This window comes from Shewanella sp. ANA-3 (assembly GCF_000203935.1).
GTDB lineage: Bacteria > Pseudomonadota > Gammaproteobacteria > Enterobacterales > Shewanellaceae > Shewanella.
Genome location: NC_008577.1, coordinates 1105004 through 1127499, shown reverse-complemented (window position 1 = coordinate 1127499; position 22496 = coordinate 1105004). Strand labels below are relative to the sequence as shown.

The 22496-nt window shown below is 47.9% G+C and carries 17 protein-coding genes; 4 read left to right on the top strand and 13 right to left on the bottom strand.

Annotated elements, in window-relative coordinates:
• Nucleotides 1–125: 125 nt before the first annotated feature.
• Nucleotides 126–1259, bottom strand: coding sequence for a molecular chaperone DnaJ (gene dnaJ / locus SHEWANA3_RS05005; RefSeq protein ID WP_011716086.1), 1134 nt, complete (start codon nt 1257–1259; stop codon nt 126–128).
• Between the two features lie 109 nt (nt 1260–1368).
• On the bottom strand, nt 1369–3288 hold the full coding sequence (gene dnaK / locus SHEWANA3_RS05000; protein WP_011716085.1) for a molecular chaperone DnaK: 1920 nt from the start codon (nt 3286–3288) through the stop codon (nt 1369–1371).
• A gap of 285 nt (nt 3289–3573) precedes the next feature.
• Here dnaK and SHEWANA3_RS04995 point away from each other — a divergent pair, with 285 nt between their 5' ends.
• The 3 genes from SHEWANA3_RS04995 (at nt 3574) to SHEWANA3_RS04985 (ending at nt 5527) form a co-directional block, all read left to right on the top strand.
• Nucleotides 3574–4494 (top strand): DMT family transporter, encoded by a 921-nt coding sequence (locus SHEWANA3_RS04995; protein WP_011716084.1) that lies wholly within the window; start codon nt 3574–3576, stop codon nt 4492–4494.
• A gap of 129 nt (nt 4495–4623) precedes the next feature.
• Complete coding sequence (gene ybaK / locus SHEWANA3_RS04990; protein ID WP_011716083.1) at nt 4624–5100, top strand: Cys-tRNA(Pro) deacylase; 477 nt, start codon at nt 4624–4626, stop codon at nt 5098–5100.
• Nucleotides 5101–5224: 124 nt separating this feature from the next.
• Nucleotides 5225–5527, top strand: a complete 303-nt coding sequence (locus SHEWANA3_RS04985) for a hypothetical protein (protein ID WP_011716082.1) — start codon at nt 5225–5227, stop codon at nt 5525–5527.
• Between the two features lie 73 nt (nt 5528–5600).
• On the opposite strand, the gene SHEWANA3_RS04980 is transcribed toward SHEWANA3_RS04985, so the two are convergent.
• The 5 genes from SHEWANA3_RS04980 to SHEWANA3_RS04955 form a co-directional block, all read right to left on the bottom strand.
• Nucleotides 5601–6878 (bottom strand): glutamate-5-semialdehyde dehydrogenase, encoded by a 1278-nt coding sequence (locus SHEWANA3_RS04980; RefSeq protein ID WP_011716081.1) that lies wholly within the window; start codon nt 6876–6878, stop codon nt 5601–5603.
• Between the two features lie 12 nt (nt 6879–6890).
• Complete coding sequence (gene proB / locus SHEWANA3_RS04975; protein ID WP_011716080.1) at nt 6891–8009, bottom strand: glutamate 5-kinase; 1119 nt, start codon at nt 8007–8009, stop codon at nt 6891–6893.
• Between the two features lie 174 nt (nt 8010–8183).
• Nucleotides 8184–9473 carry an NCS2 family permease gene (locus SHEWANA3_RS04970; RefSeq protein ID WP_011716079.1) on the bottom strand — a complete coding sequence of 430 codons (1290 nt, stop codon included), beginning with the start codon at nt 9471–9473 and terminating at the stop codon, nt 8184–8186.
• 408 nt (nt 9474–9881) lie between these two features.
• A complete protein-coding gene (locus SHEWANA3_RS04965; RefSeq protein ID WP_011716078.1) occupies nt 9882–12071 on the bottom strand; it encodes a TonB-dependent siderophore receptor in 2190 nt (729 codons plus the stop codon).
• A gap of 918 nt (nt 12072–12989) precedes the next feature.
• Entirely contained in the window at nt 12990–14528 is a 1539-nt protein-coding gene (locus SHEWANA3_RS04955) for a peptidase M17 (protein ID WP_011716077.1), read from the bottom strand.
• Between the two features lie 218 nt (nt 14529–14746).
• Here SHEWANA3_RS04955 and SHEWANA3_RS04950 point away from each other — a divergent pair, with 218 nt between their 5' ends.
• On the top strand, nt 14747–16210 hold the full coding sequence (locus SHEWANA3_RS04950; RefSeq protein ID WP_011716076.1) for an aminoacyl-histidine dipeptidase: 1464 nt from the start codon (nt 14747–14749) through the stop codon (nt 16208–16210).
• Nucleotides 16211–16385: 175 nt separating this feature from the next.
• On the opposite strand, the gene dinB is transcribed toward SHEWANA3_RS04950, so the two are convergent.
• The 6 genes from dinB to SHEWANA3_RS04920 all read right to left on the bottom strand — a co-directional run bounded on the left by dinB (nt 16386) and on the right by SHEWANA3_RS04920 (nt 22402).
• Nucleotides 16386–17465 carry a DNA polymerase IV gene (dinB, locus tag SHEWANA3_RS04945; protein WP_011716075.1) on the bottom strand — a complete coding sequence of 360 codons (1080 nt, stop codon included), beginning with the start codon at nt 17463–17465 and terminating at the stop codon, nt 16386–16388.
• 150 nt (nt 17466–17615) lie between these two features.
• Nucleotides 17616–19619 carry a methyl-accepting chemotaxis protein gene (locus SHEWANA3_RS04940; protein WP_011716074.1) on the bottom strand — a complete coding sequence of 668 codons (2004 nt, stop codon included), beginning with the start codon at nt 19617–19619 and terminating at the stop codon, nt 17616–17618.
• A gap of 299 nt (nt 19620–19918) precedes the next feature.
• Nucleotides 19919–20386 carry a bacterioferritin gene (gene bfr / locus SHEWANA3_RS04935; RefSeq protein WP_011716073.1) on the bottom strand — a complete coding sequence of 156 codons (468 nt, stop codon included), beginning with the start codon at nt 20384–20386 and terminating at the stop codon, nt 19919–19921.
• 9 nt (nt 20387–20395) lie between these two features.
• Entirely contained in the window at nt 20396–20869 is a 474-nt protein-coding gene (gene bfr, locus SHEWANA3_RS04930; protein ID WP_011716072.1) for a bacterioferritin, read from the bottom strand.
• Nucleotides 20870–21107: 238 nt separating this feature from the next.
• Nucleotides 21108–21332 (bottom strand): (Na+)-NQR maturation NqrM, encoded by a 225-nt coding sequence (nqrM, locus tag SHEWANA3_RS04925; RefSeq protein ID WP_007645837.1) that lies wholly within the window; start codon nt 21330–21332, stop codon nt 21108–21110.
• Nucleotides 21333–21343: 11 nt separating this feature from the next.
• Nucleotides 21344–22402, bottom strand: coding sequence for an FAD:protein FMN transferase (locus tag SHEWANA3_RS04920; protein WP_041412560.1), 1059 nt, complete (start codon nt 22400–22402; stop codon nt 21344–21346).
• Nucleotides 22403–22496 lie beyond the last annotated feature (94 nt).

Below are 22496 nucleotides of genomic sequence, written 5' to 3'. Positions count from 1 at the left end.
TGCTTTAAAGCCAACGAAATCTCAAACTAGATTTGAGATATAAAAAAGCCCCGCTAGTGTTAAACACTGCGAGGCTTTATTTATCTAGTGCGCAGCTAACATAACAGCGGCGCCAGCAAACCTAATTAGCTATTCAGGTCTTGGAAAAACTTCTTCACGCCATCGAAAAAGCCTTCAGCCTTTGGGCTGTGCTTCTTTGATTCGCCAGTTAATGTTGCCTCAAACTCACGCAGTAATTCCTTCTGACGCTCGTTTAGGTTGACAGGCGTTTCCATCACGACTTTGCAGAGCAAGTCGCCCACGGCATGACTGCGAACCGATTTAACCCCTTTACCACGTAGACGGAACATACGGCCCGTTTGCGTTTCGGCTGGGATCTTCAGGCTGACTTTGCCGTCCAGTGTTGGCACTTCAATCTCGCCGCCGAGCGCCGCTTTGCTGAATGAAATTGGCACTTCGCAGTAGAGGTTGTTGCCATCACGCACGAAAATAGCATGTTCACGTACTGTGACCTGAACGTATAAATCGCCCGGTGGCGCACCAAACTCGCCCGCTTCACCTTCACCCGCTAAGCGGATACGGTCGCCAGTGTCGACACCCGCTGGGATCTTAACTGACAGCGTTTTGGTCTTCTCGACACGGCCATCACCATGGCACTTAGAGCAAGGATCTTTAATGATCTTGCCGCGACCATGACAGGTTGGACATGGCTGTTGTACGGTGAAGAAACCTTGGCGCATTTGCACTTGGCCTTGACCATGACAGGTGCCACAGGTGGTCGCCGAAGAGCCTTTTTTCGCCCCGCTGCCGTCACACACATCACAGCTGGCTAAGGTTGGAATACGCAGTTCTTTGGTGAGGCCTTTGACGGCTTCTTCCAGTGATAACTCTAGGTTGTAACGTAAATCTGAGCCGCGGGCCGCTTGGCGTTGACCGCCACGGCGTCCACCGCCGAAAATATCGCCAAAGACATCACCGAAAATATCGCCGAAATCTCCCGCGCCGCCGTAGCCACCACCGCCGCCGCGATTCGGATCCACACCCGCATGACCAAATTGGTCATAGGCCGCTTTTTTGTTGGCATCGGTAAGGATTTCGTAGGCTTCTTTAACTTCTTTAAAGCTCGCCTCGGCAGCTTTGTCGCCAGGGTTGCGATCGGGGTGAAACTTCATCGCCAAACGCTTGTAGGCTTTTTTAATTTCACGTTCGCTGGCGTCACGACCAACGCCTAATACTTCGTAATAATCTCGCTTTGACATAATCTCATGCTTCTCAGCTTAAGTTGAACGAACGGGCGTTAGGGTTTCCCCGTAACGCCCGCCTAGAAATTAACTATTTGAAATCAATCAATTTGATTGAGAGCAAATGTTATTTCTTGTCGTCTTTCACTTCTTCAAATTCAGCATCGACAACGTCATCGGCAGTCGCGTTAGACTGTTTTGCAGCACCTTCTTGTGCGCCGCCTTGAGTTTGAGCTTTAGCCTGAGCAATTTCCATCAGCTTAGCAGACGCTTCAATCAGCTCTTGAGTCGCTTTCTCAATGGCTTCTTTGTCGTTGCCTTTAGTTGCAACTTCAACTGCGCTCATTGCCGCTTCAATCTTAGCTTTGTCGTCTGCTGGCAGTGCATCGCCCGCTTCTTCAACTTGTTTCTTAGTTGCGTGAACTAAGCCGTCAGCTTGGTTGCGAGATTGCACTAACTCTTCAAACTTCTTGTCTTCTTCAGCGTGTGCTTCAGCGTCACGTACCATTTGCGCCACTTCTTCTTCGCTTAAGCCTGAAGAAGCTTTGATGGTGATGTTTTGTTTCTTACCGGTTTTCTTGTCGGTGGCAGAAACATGCAGAATACCGTCAGCGTCGATATCGAACATCACTTCGATTTGTGGCATGCCACGTGGTGCTGGCTCAATACCGTCAAGGTTGAACTGACCTAATGACTTGTTCGCGCTCGCTTGCTTACGCTCACCTTGCAGTACGTGAATGGTTACTGCACTTTGGTTGTCATCGGCTGTTGAGAACACTTGCTGTGCCTTAGTCGGAATAGTCGTGTTTTTCTCAATCAGCTTGGTCATTACGCTGCCCATGGTTTCGATACCCAGAGACAGTGGTGTTACGTCTAACAGCAGAACGTCTTTCACGTCGCCTGACAGTACGCCCGCTTGAATCGCGGCACCTACGGCTACGGCTTCGTCAGGGTTTACGTCTTTACGAGGTTCTTTACCGAAGAAGTTAGAAACCGCTTCTTGAACCTTAGGCATACGGGTTTGACCGCCCACTAAAATCACTTCGTTAATGTCTGATACTGATAAGTCAGCGTCAGCCAGTGCCACTTTTAATGGCTCTAAGGTACGAATGATTAAGTCTTCAACCAGTGACTCTAACTTAGCACGGGTGATTTTCACCACTAAGTGCTTAGGACCTGTTGCATCGGCAGTGATGTATGGCAGGTTCACTTCAGTTTGGTTGGTGCTTGAAAGCTCAATTTTCGCCTTTTCAGCCGCTTCTTTCAGACGTTGCATTGCTAATGGATCTTTACGCAGATCTAAGCCTTGCTCTTTCTTGAATTCGTCAGCTAAGTAGTTGATTAAACGGTTGTCAAAGTCTTCACCACCTAAGTGAGTGTCACCGTTAGTCGCTAATACTTCGAAGGTTTGGTCGCCGTCGTTGCTGTCGATTTCGATGATAGAGATATCGAATGTACCACCACCTAAGTCGTACACGGCAACGATGTTGTCACCTTGCTTCTTGTCGATACCGTAGGCCAGTGCGGCAGCCGTTGGTTCGTTGATAATACGTTTAACTTCAAGACCCGCGATGCGGCCCGCATCTTTAGTGGCTTGACGTTGTGAATCGTTAAAGTATGCAGGAACGGTAATTACCGCTTCTGTCACTTCTTCACCTAAGAAGTCTTCTGCAGTTTTCTTCATCTTTTTCAAGATTTCAGCAGAAACTTGTGGTGGAGCCATTTTGTTGCCACGTGATTCAACCCACGCATCACCGTTGTCGGCTGCAATGATTTTGAATGGCATGATGTTCACGTCACGTTGAACTTCGTCGTCTTTGAAGCGACGACCGATCAGACGCTTAATCGCGAAGAATGTGTTATTTGGGTTAGTTACAGCTTGGCGTTTTGCTGGCTGACCCACGATGGTCTCATCATCGGTGTAAGCGATGATAGACGGGGTTGTGCGATCGCCTTCAGCATTCTCTAATACGCGTGCTTTGCCACCATCGAGGACAGCTACACAAGAGTTTGTTGTGCCTAAGTCGATACCAATAATTTTACCCATGAGGTCCTCCGAAAAATTTCTGTCTAACTAAATTTATAAGTTGGTTTTGATATGGGGCCGGACGGTTTTTTTTCAAGTCCACTGTTAGCCACCTTCTCTGCCTTAACACCTATATTGGGACAGGGAATTTAATTACAAGGGCCGATAAAAAATTTTTCTGATTTATCTTTTCAAAGTGCGCGACTGTATAAAATATTCAAAACCGCAAAATCCGCTTGCTTATCAGCAATAGCTGTTATTCAATCTGCGCACATTGAGTGATGTTTAAGCGCATAGGGTAATAGTGTGAAATCTTCAAATTTGGCATATGTGTACGGCATGGCCGCGGTATTCCTCTGGTCGACGGTGGCAACCGCCTTTAAGATTGCCCTCGGATTTTATAGCCCATTGCAGCTGGTGTTTGTGGCGGTACTCACCTCAATCATCGCCCTAGGTGCTATTCTCGCTTGGCAGAAAAAACTGCCACTCCTTAAAGCGCAGCTCCTGCGTCGCCCGGCGTTTTATCTGGTTACCGGGCTGATAAACCCTTTTCTGTATTATGTAGTGCTGTTTAAAGCCTATTCACTGTTACCCGCCCAGCAGGCACTCTCACTCAATTACACTTGGGCGGTATTGCTGCCGCTGTTAGCTGCGCCGCTCTTGAAACAACATTTGCGTAAGAGCGATATGATTGCGGCACTGATCGCCTACTCAGGGGTCTTCATTATCGCCACCGGCGGCGATGTCAGCGGTTTTCGCTTCGACAGTCCGCTCGGGATTGGTCTTGCATTAACCAGCACTTTGCTCTGGTGCCTATATTGGATTGTGAACACTAAAGATCAAGGCGACCCCGTCGTCAGCCTACTATTGAGCTTTTTAATTGGTTTACCTTTTATTACCGTGACACTGCTGCTGACCGATACCCTACCCAGCTTTAGTTTGAGCGCCGTGATGGCGGGGATGTATGTTGGCTTATTTGAGATGGGCATTACCTTCGTGCTGTGGTTAATGGCACTTAAAACCGCGACTCGCACGGCCAATATCAGTACCTTAGTATTCTTATCGCCAGTAATGTCGATTGGCTTTATTGCCTGGATTCTGCAAGAGACTATCGCCACCGCAACGTATATCGGATTAGGTTTTATTTTGAGTGGCATGATGTTGCAGCAGTTATTCCCGCGCTATCTGGAGCGCAAAACCAAGCTCAATGCCAAGCTTGCAGACTGAGTAAGGCATATCGGGCATAGATAATTTATGCCCGAGCTAACATTTTAACGCCGCAGAAAGGGCTACTATGGCGGACTTTTATTGCCCCTAGACTTTTATTGCACCTAATTGGGGCGCGAGGACGAGAGCATGACACCAGCCGTACAAATGGCAAAGAAAGCCAAAATTCCCTTTGAAATCTTAGAATACAGTCACGACCCACACTGCGCCGCCTACGGCGAAGAAGCCGCCAATGTGTTAGGGCTCGCCCCCGCGCAGGTATTTAAAACCTTACTGGTCGCGACCGATAAAGCCCATCCGCCGCTTGCTGTTGCGCTCGTTCCAGTTGATCATCAACTCAATTTAAAAGCCGTCGCTAAATGTTTAGGCCTGAAGAAACTGCAAATGGCCGATGCGGATTTAGCGCAAAAATCCTCTGGCTACCTCGTTGGCGGCATTAGCCCCCTAGCTCAGAAAAAACAGCTGCCAACGCTGATCGATGCGACGGCTCAGCAATTCGATAAAATCTATGTCAGTGCCGGCCGCCGCGGCCTTGAAATCTGCCTTGCGGCGAATGACTTAGCGAAATTATGCCGCGGATCATTTGCGGATATTAAAACCCTTTAAGGCAAAACATCAGATATTGCTAAAATATGCTGAGAGCGTCACAGCATTTATCCTCAACAGAGTTGAAAACTGCAGCATATCCGTCTATAAATTGAACTGTACGCAGACGACTAAGGATAGTCAGATGGAAAAATCAACTCAATGGAATCAAGAAGATGGCATAAGCCCTATCGGTTGGGTCGCCATGCTCATTTGTATTGCCCTGTTTATCTATGAGCATTTTTTCGGAAATGGTTTCACAACCATGGTGGTGATGCTCTATTGCACTTTTTTACTCCCCTCGGTACTGATCACCCGCAGAGTGCAGGAGAAGTATTTTTTGTATACCTTGGAGTACATTAGAGCCTTTCGTAAGTTCACCACTGCGATGTCGGTAGCATTTCTGTGCCTATGGTTAATTGCCACTTACACCCCGCTTATCCATTAACCGAGATATTTGCCAACAAAAAAAGCCGCTATTGCGGCTTTTTTAATGGAACGATTTGATAAAACGATAAGGACTAAGCGCGGCTAGTGTAATCACCCCATGCTAACCACTTATAGGTGGTCAGCGCCTCAAGCCCCATAGGACCACGGGCATGGAGTTTTTGTGTGCTCACGGCCACCTCCGCACCCAAGCCAAATTGGCCGCCATCGGTAAAGCGGGTACTGGCATTCACATACACAGCAGCCGAATTCACTTCGTTCATAAAATGCGTTGCCACGTGGATATCATCGGTGAGAATCGCCTCAGAGTGCCCACTGGAATAGGTACGGATATGGGCAATGGCTGTATCTATATCGCTCACCACTTTAATGCCTAAGGTCAAAGACAGCCATTCGGTCGCAAAGCTTTGCTCTGTTGCTGGGGAAATATCAAAACCCAGCCCATCGAGCAGCGCATAGCTTTGTTCACACACCGAAAAACGCACACCTAAGCGGTGTAAGTACTCGGCAATTTGCGGCACAAAGCGCTCGGCAACCGCGGTATCCACCAGCAAGGTGTCTAACGCATTACACACCGTGGGGCGCTGCACTTTTGCGTTAGCAATCACCTCGAGTGCGCGCTCAAGATCGGCATGTTTATCGACATACAGATGGCAAATCCCTATGCCGCCTAAAATCACCGGAATCGTCGCTTGCTCGGCGCAAAGACGCTGCAGTGCTTGTCCGCCACGGGGGACTATCATATCGACATATTGGTCGAGCTTGAGTAGACCTGTGACTAAGGCTCTATCGGGAGAATCAATCAGCTGCACCGCATCGACTGGCAGACCTTGGCTCGCAATCGCGCCACGGATCACTTCACTAATCAGTTTGTTAGATTCGAGCGTCTCTTTTCCGCCGCGCAAAATCACTGCGTTACCGGTTTTCAGTGCCAATACCGCAATATCGACCGTCACATTCGGCCGCGCCTCATAAATAACCCCAATTACCCCCAGCGGTACGCGGCGGCGCGTGAGCCTTAACCCATTGTCCAACACGCGGCTGCCAAACTCTTCGCCAACGGGATCGGCAAGACGCACCACATCGCCGATATCACCGATAATCCCCGCCAGACGCGACTCGTTAAGCAACAATCTATCGATCATCGCATCATTCAAGCCTTCAGCCTTAGCAGCGGCAACATCTTTGGCGTTAGCCGCAAGAATCGCCTGAGTGTTCTGCGTCAGGGCCTCGGCAATCGCCTCGAGTAAATCCGCTTTCTGTACGGCGCTTAGATTGGCCAAGGCATAGCTGGCTTGCTTAGCCTGACTGCCCAGTTGTTGTAAATATTGCGCTTGATTAGTTTGACTCAAAACAGACCTCGCTTATAAGACGACCATGTCGTTGCGGTGCACTATTGCGTCACCATAATCGTAACCGAGCACTGACTCGATTTCGTCGGAATGTTTACCCGCAATTAACCCTAAGGCCTCACCACAGTAGCGGGTGATGCCTCTGGCAATGATTTTGCCTTTTTGGTCAACCAATTGCAGGGTTGCACCACGTTCAAATTCCCCTTTAACGCCAATAATCCCCTTAGAGAGCAAGCTGCGACCTTTTTCGGTCACGGCTTTCACCGCGCCCGCATCGAGCACCAGTGAACCTTGGGCGGCAGGTCCCGCTAAAATCCACTGTTTGCGGCTCTCTAACGGATTTTCGATGGCACTAAAATGCGTGCCGACAGATTCTTTGCCGACAACCTTTTTAATCACATCGGGGTGATGACCCGAGGCAATCACCACTTCAATACCCGCGCGGCGAGCAATATCCGCAGCTTCTAGCTTAGTCGACATTCCGCCCGTACCTAAGCCAGAAACCGAACCACCCGCTAACAGGCGCAGACTGTCGTCAATTTTCTCGACCTGCGAAATCAGCTTAGCATTAGGGTTAGTGCGCGGATCGGCATCGAATAAGCCCTTTTGATCCGTCAACAAAATCAACAGGTCGGCATCACACAGCAGTGCCGCACGCGCCGACAAGTTGTCGTTGTCGCCCACTTTGATCTCATTAGTAGCAACGGCATCGTTTTCGTTGATGATTGGGATAATATTGTTTGCCAGCAAGGCATTAAGCGTATCGCGGGCATTCAAATATCGCTCTCTATCGTGTAGGTCAGCACGGGTCAGCAGCAATTGCCCCACATGCAAACCATAGATGCTAAAGAGTTGTGCCCAAGCGAGAATAAGCTGACTCTGCCCGACAGCGGCTAATAACTGTTTATTGGCCATAGTGTCGGGCAATTCCGGGTATTGGAGATGTTCGCGTCCGGCGGCAATTGCGCCAGAAGTGCATAATACGACTTCGACCCCTGATCTCATCAGTGCTGCCATTTGACGAGCAAGCTCAACCATATGGGCTTTATCTAGCTGTTTACTGCCAGACGTCAGCACACTCGTCCCTAACTTCACTACCACGCGGCGATACGCAATCTCACTTAAATTCATTATTCATATGTAGAAAATAACCGGATAATCCTTATACCTAATCCGCAGAGCAATTGGTAGTTAGTGGGCCGGATGTTGGTAGAAATTTTCAATTCTGCTTGGGATCGCGCATAAAAAAGGGCCATCGATTAGATGACCCTCAAAAAAACCGTCTAATTGGCGACTGGCTAAGTATCAGCCGTAAATAAATTTCGCAATAAACATCGCCGCGAGCACAATCACCCCGATATTTAAATCGCTAAAACGGCCTGTTAACAGTTTGATGGCGGCATAGGAAATAATCCCCAGCGCAATCCCTGTCGCGATAGAGAAGGTAAGCGGCATTAGGATACAGACCACAACTACTGGCGCTGCTTCTGTTAAATCTTCCCATTCGACGTGAACCAGTCCGGACATCATCAGAATCGCCACATAGAACAGCGTACCAGCCGTGGCATAGGCAGGGATCATCCCTGCTAATGGTGATAGAAATAAGGCCAAGATAAACAGTAAACCAACCACGACAGCGGTTAAGCCAGTACGACCGCCCGCGCTCACCCCTGCGGTACTTTCGATATAACTGGTGGTAGTTGACGTGCCTAAGGCTGCGCCCGCAATCGTGGCTAAACTGTCAGCGGTTAAAGCACGGTTTAAGCGAGGTAAACGGCCTTTCTCATCGAGGAAACCACCACGCTGCGCCACCGCAACTAAGGTGCCAGAGGTATCAAAGAGATCCACAAATAAGAAGGCAAATACCACAGACAGCATTGTCACTTCAAATACTTGGGATAAATCCATCGCCATAAAGGTCGGTGCGACTGAAGGCGGCATAGAGACGATACCGTTGTAATGCACATCACCGAAGATTAATCCCAGTCCTGTGATGATAAGGATGCTTAAAATCACTGCCGATTTCATGCCACGTTGCACCATGGCGATGATCAGGAAGAAACCTAACACGGCCATTACCGCAGGGAAGGCGGTAATATCGCCCATGGTCACTAAGGTTGCAGGGCTTGCTACCACAATGCCAGCACTCTTAAGACCGATCAGCGCGAGGAATAAACCAATACCCGCGGCAATACCGATACGCAGCGACATAGGAATACTGTTCACAATCCACTCGCGAATACGCACTAGAGACAGAATTAAAAAGCAAATTCCCGACAGGAAAACTGCGCCGAGTGCCGTTTCCCAGCTATAGCCCATTTCACCCACGACTGTGTAGGTAAAAAAGGCATTGAGTCCCATACCTGGAGCCAGTGCAATGGGATAGTTCGCCATGACACCCATCACAATACAACCCACCGCCGCCGCTAAACAGGTGGCCACAAACACGGCGCCATGATCCATACCCGCATCGGCTAACATCATTGGATTCACAAAAATGATGTAGGCCATAGTCATAAATGTTGTCAAACCTGCTATCGCTTCCTGCTTGAGGCTCGTTTGATTTTGTTTCAGTTTGAACAGCTTTTCTAACATGGAACTGGGTTCCTTTTCTTTTAAAGTAGGTAGGGTCAAAAATGTAAACACTATGTAGTCGTGTTTTTCGCTGGGGATTATAGGGAGTTTGTGCTGGTCAGGCCAGAAAATTGATGGAGATTTTCTTGATAGAAATCGCTAAACAGAACAAAAAACCACCGAGCTTAATTTACATTAAAGCTCACGCTAAATAGGGGTTAGCAAGCCAATCTTAATACCGGGAAAATTCAAACGTCGTTCAGGATGAATAGCACATTGTTTTTAAAGCGAAATAATCACAAAACAGCACAATGCTTATCCCATGCTGGCATACTCGGTCGCATCTACGCCAAAAATCGTAGTGAAGTCGATAGCAAAAAGCCGGTGCCCTTAAGTGCACCGGCTTTTTGAGTTCAACGGGGAAAATGCTTAGAAGCGATAGTTAAAGCTAACGGTAAAGTTACGTGGCGCACCGTAGTGATATACGCTATAAGCTTCTGGCAAATAACTAGAGGTTGACATATAGGCGTAATATTTCTCATCCAGTAAATTCTCTACGTTAACCTGCAGATCCATATTTTCAGCCAGATCGTAGCGCGCCATCAGATTCACCAAAGAATAGGCATCCTGCGTGATAGTGACATTGCCACCTGTAGAATAACTGTCGCTTTGCCAATTCACTCCACCACCAATGGTTAACTCTGGTAATAAATCCACAAATTGATAGGTAGTAAAGAGTTTAAATTGCTTACGTGGACTGGTTGTATCCAGCTTATTTCCTTCAGCATCTTCGGCTTTAAATTGTGAATAGCCTGCTGAAATATTCCAACCGTCGATAAACTCCCCAACAACTTCTAACTCGAAGCCCTTACTTTCCGTACCTTGGATAGCATAGTATGCGGTCGTTTGGCCGTTGGCGATTTGCTCTTCAGTCGGTACAAAGTCCGGATCTTGTTTACCAAAGTTATCCTGCTCGATTTTAAACAATGCTAGCGATGTATGCAGACGGTCATCTAAATACGCACTTTTTAAACCAATCTCATATGCTTTCCCCTCTAATGGGTCAAGATAATCGCCACTCGCATCCTGTTTATTCTGCGGATTAAAAATCCCGGTATAGCTGGCGTAAATACGGTGCTCTTCATTGATATCGTATAAGGCACCAACATAGGGCACAAACACACCATCATCGCCAAAGTTAGTATCGGTACCATAGCTCACGCCTTCACGGTTCCAGCTTGAGATACGCCCACCGGCAATCAGTTTGAAATCATCGGTGATGGTCAGGCGAGTCGCCGCATAAAAGCCTTTTTGCTCGGTATCCATATTGAGCTGACGGTTCGCATTGGTCGACCATTCAGGCTCAGCAAACTGATTTTGTTGCCATTCGTAGAAGTTATCGACCACTTGTGAGTCCCAACCCGTCATATCGTCACGGATAGGCTCATAAGTATCGGCGTAGGATTTTTGCTTACTATATAAGGCGCCCGTCACAAACTCATGGGTTTGACCAAAGAGGTCATAGTCGCCCTTAAGCTGCACATCAAAGTTATTCGAGTTACTTTCACCATGGCTGTGATAACGCTGACCACTGAGCCCAGCACCCGTGTCTTTATCGAGTAAACCCGACATGTAGATCATCTTAGTTGTGGTTTCATATTCCATGCGGTTGTAGTTAGCCACCAGTTGCCAACCATTGCTGAAGTAATGATTTAGGTTAGCAAAGTAGTTGATATTCTTGGTTTCCCAGCGGCTCCAATCGGCGGCTGTGGTGGCCGAAGTATCCCAATCTGTGGCTGAGCCATCGCTAAAGACGGCGGGCAACGCGCCCCACATCGCGCCTTTTGGATCGTTGTGGTTATAGCTAGCACCGACACGCAGTAAAGTGTTGGCGGTGATATCGCTATCAACCACACCATAGAGAATGGTTTTACGGTCTTGATACAGATTTTGGTAAGAATCGCTATTCACATACTTAGCGACTAAACGGCCACGGACACTGCCGTCTTCATTCAAACCATTGGACACATCCGCAGTGACTTGTTTTTTATCCCAACTTCCCGTTGCGACATCCACATAACCTTTAAGATCTGAGCTGTCGGCATGCTTACGCACTAAGTTAATCGAGGCAGAAGGATCGCCTGCACCCGTTAATAAACCGGTAGCACCACGCACAACTTCAACACGCTCGTAGATAGACACATCCGATACCGTTTCGCCAGCATCGCCGCCTAAACTCCAAGATAAAGGCACGCCATCAATTTGATAGTTTTGTACGGTAAAACCGCGGGCCGAAAAACCGTTACGCACGTTATCGGTTTTTGAAGAAGACAGGCCCACAGTGTTATTCACCACGTCGACCACAGTATTTAACGCCTGATCTTCAATCCGATCCGCCGTCATGATGCTGACCGACTGTGGCGTTTCCCGTAATGTGAGTCCGAGACCTGTCGCTGTATCAATATTTCGACTCACAGTGTATTTACCCATCACGGTGATTTTTTCGATATTTTGATCTTGTGTCTCTGTTTTAGAAGAGGTTTGTTCTTCGGCCATCAACGCCAAAGGATTCAATGCTAGTGTTACCGCAGCCGCAAGAGGAAGTAGATTAAAACGCATAGTCGTTCAGCAAGTTTTGTTAAGGTGCGCATACGGTAACACCATTGAGAACGATTTGCATTTGTATTTTATGTGATAAATATAACAAATTTGTCATTCTTAAGTCGTATCAAATAAAAGCCGCGCTCACAAAAAAGTTTTACGCTTTAAAAACAAATAATTAAAGAAACTCATCAACACAGGACATTTTTTGCCATTAGGCAAAAATTTTTTGACGAGATACTAGGATATGAGCGAAATCAGTTATCTAAGCTGAAAAACAGGTAAAAAAAAGCCTGCTCAATGAGCAGGCAAGACATATTTCAAGCGTCCCTTTCGGGGAAGTACATTACCGCGCTAGCGGAAAAACCTGGCATACCCATGCAAAAACACCGATATGCTACTTGAGTCTAAACACGCCAAAAAGGCGATACAAAGGTTGATGGATGATGGAAACTAGGTTTAAAGGGATAGTTAGCCCTTAAAGCTCATAGCGAATAAACCGCCACGCAAAACATCTGAGTTAATCCAAGTGTTTTGCCAAACAAAGTGATTCTTGCCTGTATAAGACATAGTCAATTACTCCTAAGTAAAGTTGAGATTAAGTACTCTAGTAAAGCTTGGCTCGGTTCCTTGGAACTAGAGATTCTCAAATCCGTTGAGACGACTTGTCACTCGGGTCCTTGGAGAAGGATATCCATCCTGGATAGACTAGAGGGGATGGGCGTATTGCCCTGTCCACGAAAACTATTATATGGTTTCGTAGTTTTATTACAAGCTTTATTTGTATTTTTTTTAATTAAGGCTTTTTAACGTAATTTTATTACGTAAAACCATCAAAAATCTTGGCGACCTGCGTCACATAAAAACAGAAATAACCCTGTAACCACCTAATAAGTAAGATATTACAGAATTATTTCTATTTATTACGTTAAATTGTTAACGATTGATCAGATATTGATACAGACCGACTAAGGGACTCGCAGTGGGTTTACCATAGAGCGGATCGCCCTCAGTGGCACTGCCTGCGATATCTAAGTGTGTGTAAGCTAAAGGAATTGCGGCGTTAATACCGTGATCAAACAATCCCGAAGCCTTGAGCAGAAACGCCGCAGGATATTGATGCCCACGGGCCGTCACCGAAGATGGCGCATTGTTAGAAGATAAAATATCGGCCGCCCCCGACACTTCGCGGATCTTGGCAAAGTCATCGCGACGTAATGTAGAAACCTCAAAGGGTTCGCCCCATTGGCTCGCCTGTAACGCGAGTGTCTGCGCACACTGGGCGCCACTGGCGACCGCATTTTCAACCGCAGCAGGATACGACCCGTAACAACGCACCACGTGACCCGTCAGCGTCGCGACCGAAAACAGCTCTGGTTGCACCGCCGAGACCGCTTTAATGCGCAGATGACTTAACAGGTCTGCCAAGACTAAGCGCCCTTCCGCATCCGTATTACCAATGCGTACCCGCACGCCCGCATGGCTAGTGATAATTTCATCGGTGACAAAGGCTTCGCTGCCAATGCTATTACGCACTAAGCCCAGTTCGGCGATCACTCGGATCCCTTTAGGCTTGAGCATAGACAAGGTTTTAAATAACCCCGCCACGGCAGAGGCGCCGCCTTTATCGCGGCTCATGCCGGCCATTGCGCCGCCGACTTTCAGATCGGCACCGCCCGTATCGTAGACCACACCTTTACCAGCAAATAAGAAGGTACGAGTAATCTCACCTTCGGGCTGATATTCGAGTTTCACCACCCGCGGTTGATGCCGGCCAACGGCAAAGGAAGAACGCGCCACCGCACTTAACAGCGGATAATCTCGCTCGAGAATATCCCTATCTTCCACCACTGCGGTTTTAATCACGCTGCCTTTAAAGGCTTGCAAACAATATTCGGCAAAAGCCTTAGCCGACATGCGCTCAGGTTCAGTGCCACATAAATCCCGAGCCAATACACGGCCAGCTTCTAATGCGTTGAGCAAGTGGCTCTTTTCAGATGATAAAGACAACAACCCTATGGCTTCAAAGGCTGGCGTTAAGCCCGTTGCCTCGCGCAATTCTAAGGTTTGCCATAATTCTTGGCCGCAGGCGAGCGCCGCAACTTCACTCGCAAAACCAAACTTAGGCGTGGCAGAAGGCACCACATACAGTAGGGGGCGCTTAGCCCCCGCGTCTTTAGCGATGGCAATCGCGGCTCTTGCCGCATCGCCATAAATACGCACATCGGCATAATCATCAGCCACTTGAGTGACGGGCGCTATGATTAAACGGCCACCGGCTAAACCGGGGGCAAACAGTAACGTCGGGCTCTTACCGACACGCTTATCGACCTTAGCGCCATGCTCGGCCAATAAACTGATCTCATCAATTCCGATAGAAACGAGATCCGGAGTGACCACCACAACCGCATCCCAACCTTCGCCATCAAAAATGGCATTTTCTGCTTGTACATCAACAAAGTTAACTTGAAACATGACCCATCCTTTTTCATTATTGTGCCTGCATTATTCCCGCTATAACGCTTAATTACCAATCAAAAAATCCCTTTGTCCCCATCGAAAAGACTGAGGCTGGCAACTTTCGCTGCCACAAGCACACAGAGGCTTATCGAGAAGATTAATCGGCCGAGCAGAATGTGGTAGGATCAAGCCAAATTTGCCCTATACCCACAAGACCTGATGAGGGACCTCCTGTGACAGCGTTAAGTCAGTTATACCCACAGCCTTTATGGCAATGGTTCGAACAAATCTGTGCAATTCCCCACCCTTCCAAACATGAACAAGCACTCAGCCAACACATCCAAGCCTGGGCTAAGAGTAAACAACTCGATGTCGTGGAAGATGCGGTCGGCAATTTAATCATTCGCAAACCCGCAACCGCGGGAATGGAAGATCGCAAAATCGTCGTGATCCAAGCTCACATCGATATGGTGCCGCAAAAGAATGCCGACAAAGTGCATGACTTTACCAAAGATCCTATCGAAGCCCATGTTGACGGTGACTGGGTAAAAGCCAAAGGCACGACCTTAGGCGCCGACAATGGTATTGGCATGGCGTCGGCCTTAGCGATTTTAGGTAGCGACGACATCAAACACGGCCCACTGGAAGTGCTGCTTACAATTGATGAAGAAGCGGGCATGACAGGCGCCTTCGGCCTGCAAGCGGGTATGCTGGATGCTGAAATCCTGATCAATACCGACTCAGAGCAAGAAGGTGAAATCTACATGGGCTGCGCTGGCGGCGTCGATGCCCAGATCACTCTGCCTATGGTATGGCAAGCGTCGGAGCAAAGTTACGCATCATTTAGCCTACATTTATCGGGCTTAAAAGGCGGTCACTCAGGGGTGAACATCCATTTAGGTCGCGGTAATGCCAATAAGCTTCTGGCACGCTTCCTGTTTGAAAATGCTGATGAATTAGCGTTGGAATTAACCCAATTTACCGGTGGTTCACTGCGTAATGCCATCCCACGCGAAGCCAATATCAGCTTTATGTTACCCGCTGAAAATGTCGATGCACTGAATGAAAAAGTGCGTGCTTTTGAAGCCTTAGTCCGCGCTGAGCTGGCCATTGCCGACCCAGACATGCGTTTAGTGTTGAGCGAAATCCCAACGCCAAAACGTGTGATGAGTGAAAACAGCCAAAACACGCTTATCGACCTGCTGCATGTATGCCCTAATGGCGTGATGCGTATGAGCGATGAAGTCGCGGGCGTGACCGAAACCTCACTCAACGTAGGCGTGATCAGCACTAATGATGAAGAAGTTAGCATTCTGTGCTTAATTCGCTCGCTCATCGATTCGGGCCGCACTCAGGTTGAAGGCATGCTCAATGCACTGACCAACCTCGCTGGCGCTGAAATTGAATTCAGTGGCGCTTACCCAGGTTGGAAGCCTGATAACAGCTCACCCGTAATGGCGATTGTGCGTGAGACCTACGAGTCTATCTACCATAAAGAACCTGTTATCATGGTGATCCACGCGGGTCTTGAATGTGGTCTGTTCAAGAAGCCTTATCCAGAAATGGACATGGTGTCGATTGGCCCTACTATCCGCTACCCACATGGCCCGGATGAAATGGTCAATATCACCACAGTTGGTCAATACTGGGATCTGCTCCTTGCTGTGCTAGAACGCATTCCCGCTAAAGGTGAATAATCACTCCAGCTGAATAGTCGCTAAGCAGACTTAAATAACAAAGGCCGCAGAGGGTTTACCAATGCGGCCTTTTTGTGGCTTCTATTTGCGCACTGCGTAAGGCTGATTATCGCGTTATCTAAACTAAACTAGGTTAGATTGGCGCGGAGCCAGATCCGCTCTGATTAGATTGACACTAAAACACAAAATCCAACTGCTTCGTTTCGCGTACCATGAGCGGCGAAAGCGTGTCTTTACTCTCGGCGAGTCCAACAGAAACCCCGAGTAACCGAATTCCACGGCCCTCTTGCCTAGCCATTGCTTGGCTCAGTAGCTCATAGAACATCACCACGGAGACCTCGTCACTGCGATGCTCGATGGTGGTCTGTTTAAAATCATTAAATTTAAGTTTGACCACCTGCTTATGGATTTGCCTCCCCTTAGCGCTTCGCCCTAAACGGCTGGACAGCTCTTGAATTAATCCCGGCATCACCTGCTGACACTGCTCAAGCGTGTAAATATCCTGAGCGAGTGTGGTCTCAACCCCCACAGATTTGCGCTCGCGGCTAACCGAAATTCCACGTTCATCGATGCCATGGGCCCGCTCGACTAACACTGTGCCAAACTTACCAAAACGAGCAATCAACTCTTGCTTAGGATAAGCCTGCACATCGGCGCAGGTATTTAAGCCTAGTGAAGACAGTTTTTCAGCGGTCACCTTACCTACTCCGGGAATTTTCCGCAGGGATAAGCTTTTAACGAACTCGGCAACCTCATCGGGTGGAATAACACATTGCCCGTTGGGTTTATTTAAATCAGAGGCGACCTTAGCGAGAAATTTAATCGGCGCCACGCCAGCCGATGCCGTCAGCCCAGTTTCGGCCAAAATATCCCGGCGAATTGCCTCGGCGATTAAAGTGGCAGAGCCCTTAAACAGCTTACAATCGCTGACATCTAAATAGGCTTCATCGAGGGAAAGCGGTTCGATTAACTCTGTGTAGCGGCAGAAAATGGCGCGAATTTGCTGTGAGACCTCTTTGTAAACCTGCATACGACCGGGAACGAGGATAAGATCGGGACACAATTTCAATGCGTAGCCCGTCGCCATGGCAGAACGCACACCAAATTTGCGCGCCTCATAATTACAAGTGCTGATGACGCCACGCTGCACCCGACTGCCGCCGACGGCCAAAGGCTTACCGCGGTATTCGGGAAAATCCCGCATTTCCACCGCAGCAAAATAGCAATCCATATCGATATGAATGATTTTTCGCACCTTGCATTCCTCCGACACTCAAAATACTGTATATAAAAACAGTAATCAAGTGTCACTTATCAATTTGCAACGGTGCTGTTTGCGCTTGGATTGTAAGCGCCCAAAAAACAAAGGGAGCCCTAAGGCTCCCTTGATTTACAACTATTTGAATTAAATCTTAAATTGGCCAATGTTGCGGGTCAGTTCGTGAGTAGCTTGCTCAAACCCCTGCAAACTTTGGGATAAATCTTGGCTTGAGAGCAAAGACTGATCGGATAGACCACGCACGCTAACGACGTTTTGTGCCACCTCTTCAGCCACAACGGCCTGCTGGCCAATCGCAACGGTAATTTCCACCGTTTGCTGCTGAATCGACACAATCGCACTGGCGATATCACTTAAGGCTTGCTCCACTTGCGTGGTCAGGTCTTGCCCGACTCTTGCCTGCTCAACCCCAGACTCCATCACCTGCTCGGCTTGTAGCGCGCTCTGCTGCAGGGTTTGGATAATGCCTTGAATGTTGGCGGTAGAATCTTGGGTGCGGGATGCGAGAGTTCGCACTTCATCGGCCACCACAGCAAAACCTCGACCTTGCTCACCCGCCCGCGCCGCCTCGATGGCAGCATTGAGCGCCAGCAAGTTGGTTTGGTCGGCAATGTTGCGGATCACGCTTAACACTTCGCCTATTTGCTCAGAGCTGCTACGTAACTCCTTGATGACTTTGGCCGCCTCAATCACTTGAACCGATAATGCCTTCATGCCTTCGGTCGCGCGGGATACGATTTGGGTACCGTCATGGGCCTGAGTCTGCGCCTTTTCGGCAAAATCATTCGCCCGTTGAGCGCTTATCGCCATTTCTTGGCTCGTCTGTGCCATTTGGGTGGCGGCCGTGGCCACAGAATCGATTTGTTGTTTCTGCGATGACACCGAAGAGACCGCTAAATCACAAACTTGGCGTGCATCCATCACCCCTGTTCCAACCTCTTGGGTTAAATTGCGAGTATGCAACAGCATCTGCTGCACCTTTTCGGCAAAGCGATTGAAGGCATCGCCCAGCTTGCCTAACTCATCTTCCCGTTCCATTAGAATGCGTTGGGATAAGTCACTGTCCCCCTCGGCAATGTCTTCCATCGCATCGAGTAACTTGCTGAGCTGGCGTCTAAAGGGCAATAACATCAACCATACTGTGATGCCGACTAAGAGCATAATCCCCAAGGCCACAAAACAGGCATTCCAAAAGGCTTCGGTTACAGGCGCTTCAATCACCTCATGGGGCAACATAAAGGCTAAGTGCCATTTTTGCTTAGGATAATCACCGCCCACAGACACAAAGGTTACCCGCTGTGGCACACCGTTAAAGGTGACTTCGGCAAAGCCCTGCGCTTCGCGCTGCATTTGCTGTCTTAAGGCGGTAAAGCCTGAGGTGTCCTTAAACTGGCTATCGATTTGATTCGCAAGTGAGCCCGGCGGGAACTTATCCGAGAATCCGGGGAAATACACCAGCTTACCTTCATCCGTCATCAGGAAGGCTTGACCATAGTTACGGTATTTGATTGGCGCTAACAGGGTTTTACCAATGGTATCGATGAGAATATCCATACCACCAATCCCGATGAGCTCGCCATTGGCACCGTAGACAGGGGTTTTAACTGTGGCCGAAATCGAGCCATCGTTCGCATCGACCGCAGGATCGCCCACAAATAGGCCGCGCTGATCAATAGCTTCCTGCCACCAAGGACGTTTATTGGTGTAATAGTTTGGATCGCCATCGAAACGGCCATTAAGGTCGAAATATTCGAAGGTATTTGCCGAGCCGAAGAACACTGACTTCACATCGGTATCACGGTCGGAAAACGAGCGGAAATAACGAATAATATCTTGGTACTGCTGGTCATTGGCTAGATTACTGCCACGGGCATGGTATTGGCTAAACCAGTTGATAAGCCCAGGCTCGGCAAAGACCGAGTGGATCACTTGCCCCTTAGCCACAAAATAACCACCAATCTCATTGGCCTTTAAGGCAACGAGCGCCGAAATGTCCGCATCCACTTGCTTACGTGTGTTATTACTTTCTTTATTCACGAGCAAAGCGGCAACTAAAGTAAGAAGTACAGCAAGGGCACCGACGATAGTGACCACTAACTGCAAACTTAGAGAACGTTTTATATATCTCATTCATCTTCCCGTCTGGCTGACCAACCACTTAACAAAAAATCACGCAAAAACAGTTTCACACGGTAACAATTTTTACCAGTCAACAACAGATGAAAATGTGAGAAAAAACGTAAACAAGTATTTGTAAAAAATAGACATTAACCCAATAACAGGAATCACTAAAGATTGAATAACACTCAGAACATCAGATTGCATAAGCAATATTTTACAGAGTGTTAGACTAAATACTCGAAATAAAAAAACAAAGGCCAGTCATTTCGTGACTAGCCTTGGTGCTTGAGCCGCGCAACTGGGCGGTATTACATCTTAGTTTGCAGGTAATTCGCTAAACCGATACGGTCAATCAAACCGAGTTGTTTTTCTAACCAATACATATGGTCAGATTCGGTATCGTCGAGTAAGACTTCTAAGATCTCACGGGTTTGGTAATCTTTCTTCGATTCACACAGGGCAATCACCTTACGCAAATCATCGGCCACCTTGTACTCATAGGCCAAATCGTTACGCAGCATCTCTTCGACGTTTGCGCCGATATTGAGCGCTTCCCGCGCGGCCACATTCGGCACGCCTTCGAGGAATAAAATACGTTGTACCAGCTTGGCCGCATGGTGCTTTTCATCATCTGACTCATGGGCAATACGTTCATAGAGTTCATTCAGGCCCCAGTCTTCGTACATATGGGCATGCACAAAATACTGATCCATCGCCGATAACTCTCCCGTTAGGAGTCGATTCAACGCGTCGATGACTTCTTTATCACCTTTCATATTCTGCTCCTATGACTCACTAATTTGCGATTGAAGATAGTTTTGAATGCCGGTTAAGCTAATCAGCTCCTGTTGTGACTCGAGCCAATCTAAGTGCTCTTCTTCATCTTCAAGAATATCTTCAAGCAGATCGCGACTCACATAATCCTGCTCCGCTTCGCAGAGGTTAATGGCATCCCGTAACAGAGTGAGTTGTTCCTGCACCATGGCTAAATCGCAATCGAGCATCTCTTGAGTGTGCTCGCCAATACGCAGTTTTTCGAGCTGTTGCAGATTCGGTAATCCCTCTAAAAATAATACCCGCTCGATAATCTTATCGGCGTGCTTCATATCTTGGATGGATTTCTTGTATTCGACGTGATTTAGCTTCTCGAGGCCCCAATGTTTGAACATTCTGGCGTGGAGAAAATATTGATTAATGGCCGTTAACTCACAGGTAAGTACCCGATTGAGTTGTCCCACCACTTTAGGATGACCTTTCATAAGTAACTATCCTTGATATGAGTGAAAGATTGATCTAAATCAAGCTTCTAGCCTAGTACAGTTTTCAAGCCAACTCAAATTTTCTTTATTTTTCACAAACTTAAAGATAAAAAGCATTCTCATTATCGCTTAGATTAGCCCGCTATCCTCCTCATATATCAAGGATTAATTTTGCCAATGCTAAAATCGAGGCAAAAAAATAGCCTCCAGAGGAGGCTATTTCAGTTGAAGCGGATAATTAAATGATCCTGTCTTTCGTTAACTTCTCACGGCGCGCTTCTTCTGCGGCCATACGACGCTTACGCTTGTCGCAGGGATCATCACAATCGCAGGCTTTTTCAATCCCTAATACACCTAAACCGCCACAGCTTCCTTCAACGGCTTTGCGCTTGATGAGATAACCTATCGACATAAGCAAAAAGAACAGTAATAAAATCACAAATGCCGCGATAAAAGTGCTCATGTTAACTCCAACTACTTAAGGAAAGGCTTGAAGGCGTCACTGTAGTAGACTTTAAATCCTTCGCCTTGCTTTTCTATTAGCATTATCGCCAAGTGTTCTTTCTTGGCAAGCTCCAATGACGCTTCTGTGCCTAAAACCATCATCGCCGTCGCAAAACCATCGGCCGTCATACATTTCTTATGCAAAACGGTCACAGATGCTAGCTTATGATTAATAGGCAAACCGGTACGTGGATCAATTATATGAGTAAAGCGCTGACCTTCTTCCTCATAATAATTACGATAATCCCCCGACGTTGCCATCGCCATAGTGCCAGGCTCAATCACCTGTTGCACCGCCATGCCATCGTCGGTCGGTTTCTCTATCGCGACGCGCCACGAACTGCCATCGCCTTTAGTACCTTTAATGCTCAGCTCGCCGCCAATTTCGACTAAGTAGCCACTTGCATGGTACTTATCTAAAATCGAGGCCACTTTATCCACGCCAAAACCTTTGGCGATTGAAGACAGGTCCACATATAAATGCGCATTGTGTTTGCTTAAGCGATTACCTTCGATAGAAAGCTCACTGATACCGGTTTTGGCTTTAGCCGCATCGATATCTGCTTGAGTCGGCACTTTGGTTGGGCGCTTATCGGGACCAAATCCCCATAGGTTCACCAGCGGCCCTAAGGTAATGTCTAAGGCTTTGTCTGTCACGTTATACAAACGCATGCCTTCTTTAACCACTTTGATGGTATCAGGAGAGACTTCTACACTCTGCTCGAGCGGTAACTGGTTGAAACGAGACAATTCTGAATTGGGTCGATAGGTCGACATCTGGTTATTGACCAGCTCTAAGGCTAAGTCAATTTCGGCCTGCAGTAACTGGGCCGTCGGCATTTGCTCATTGGGAACCACTTTAATGTGGTAGGTCGTGCCCATTGTGCTGCCCGCGAGGGAGATAACCTCATCCTGTTTGCTACAGGCTGAAATAAAAAAGGCTAGACCTACAAGGACCAGCCAGCTCACTGAATGCTTTAACACTGAGGTTTTTAACACGGGGGTTTTTAACGCTAGGGTTTTAAACATAGTGACTAACAACTCTTTTGGATGCCCTTTAATGCAAAAGTTGCAGATGAGAGCTCTACTCCACATCTGCAACTCTTCTCACCTTGGGCTAATT

Coding starts and splice junctions, on each gene's coding strand:
- bfr (WP_011716073.1), bottom strand. CDS start 20,386: ATGAAAGGTGATAAAGAAGTCATCGACGCGTTGAATCGACTCCTAACG.
- SHEWANA3_RS04970 (WP_011716079.1), bottom strand. CDS start 9,473: ATGTTAGAAAAGCTGTTCAAACTGAAACAAAATCAAACGAGCCTCAAG.
- SHEWANA3_RS04940 (WP_011716074.1), bottom strand. CDS start 19,619: ATGAGATATATAAAACGTTCTCTAAGTTTGCAGTTAGTGGTCACTATC.
- bfr (WP_011716072.1), bottom strand. CDS start 20,869: ATGAAAGGTCATCCTAAAGTGGTGGGACAACTCAATCGGGTACTTACC.
- SHEWANA3_RS04965 (WP_011716078.1), bottom strand. CDS start 12,071: ATGCGTTTTAATCTACTTCCTCTTGCGGCTGCGGTAACACTAGCATTG.
- dnaJ (WP_011716086.1), bottom strand. CDS start 1,259: ATGTCAAAGCGAGATTATTACGAAGTATTAGGCGTTGGTCGTGACGCC.
- SHEWANA3_RS04920 (WP_041412560.1), bottom strand. CDS start 22,402: ATGTTTAAAACCCTAGCGTTAAAAACCCCCGTGTTAAAAACCTCAGTG.
- SHEWANA3_RS04985 (WP_011716082.1), top strand. CDS start 5,225: ATGGAAAAATCAACTCAATGGAATCAAGAAGATGGCATAAGCCCTATC.
- proB (WP_011716080.1), bottom strand. CDS start 8,009: ATGAATTTAAGTGAGATTGCGTATCGCCGCGTGGTAGTGAAGTTAGGG.
- dnaK (WP_011716085.1), bottom strand. CDS start 3,288: ATGGGTAAAATTATTGGTATCGACTTAGGCACAACAAACTCTTGTGTA.
- SHEWANA3_RS04955 (WP_011716077.1), bottom strand. CDS start 14,528: ATGTTTCAAGTTAACTTTGTTGATGTACAAGCAGAAAATGCCATTTTT.
- nqrM (WP_007645837.1), bottom strand. CDS start 21,332: ATGAGCACTTTTATCGCGGCATTTGTGATTTTATTACTGTTCTTTTTG.
- ybaK (WP_011716083.1), top strand. CDS start 4,624: ATGACACCAGCCGTACAAATGGCAAAGAAAGCCAAAATTCCCTTTGAA.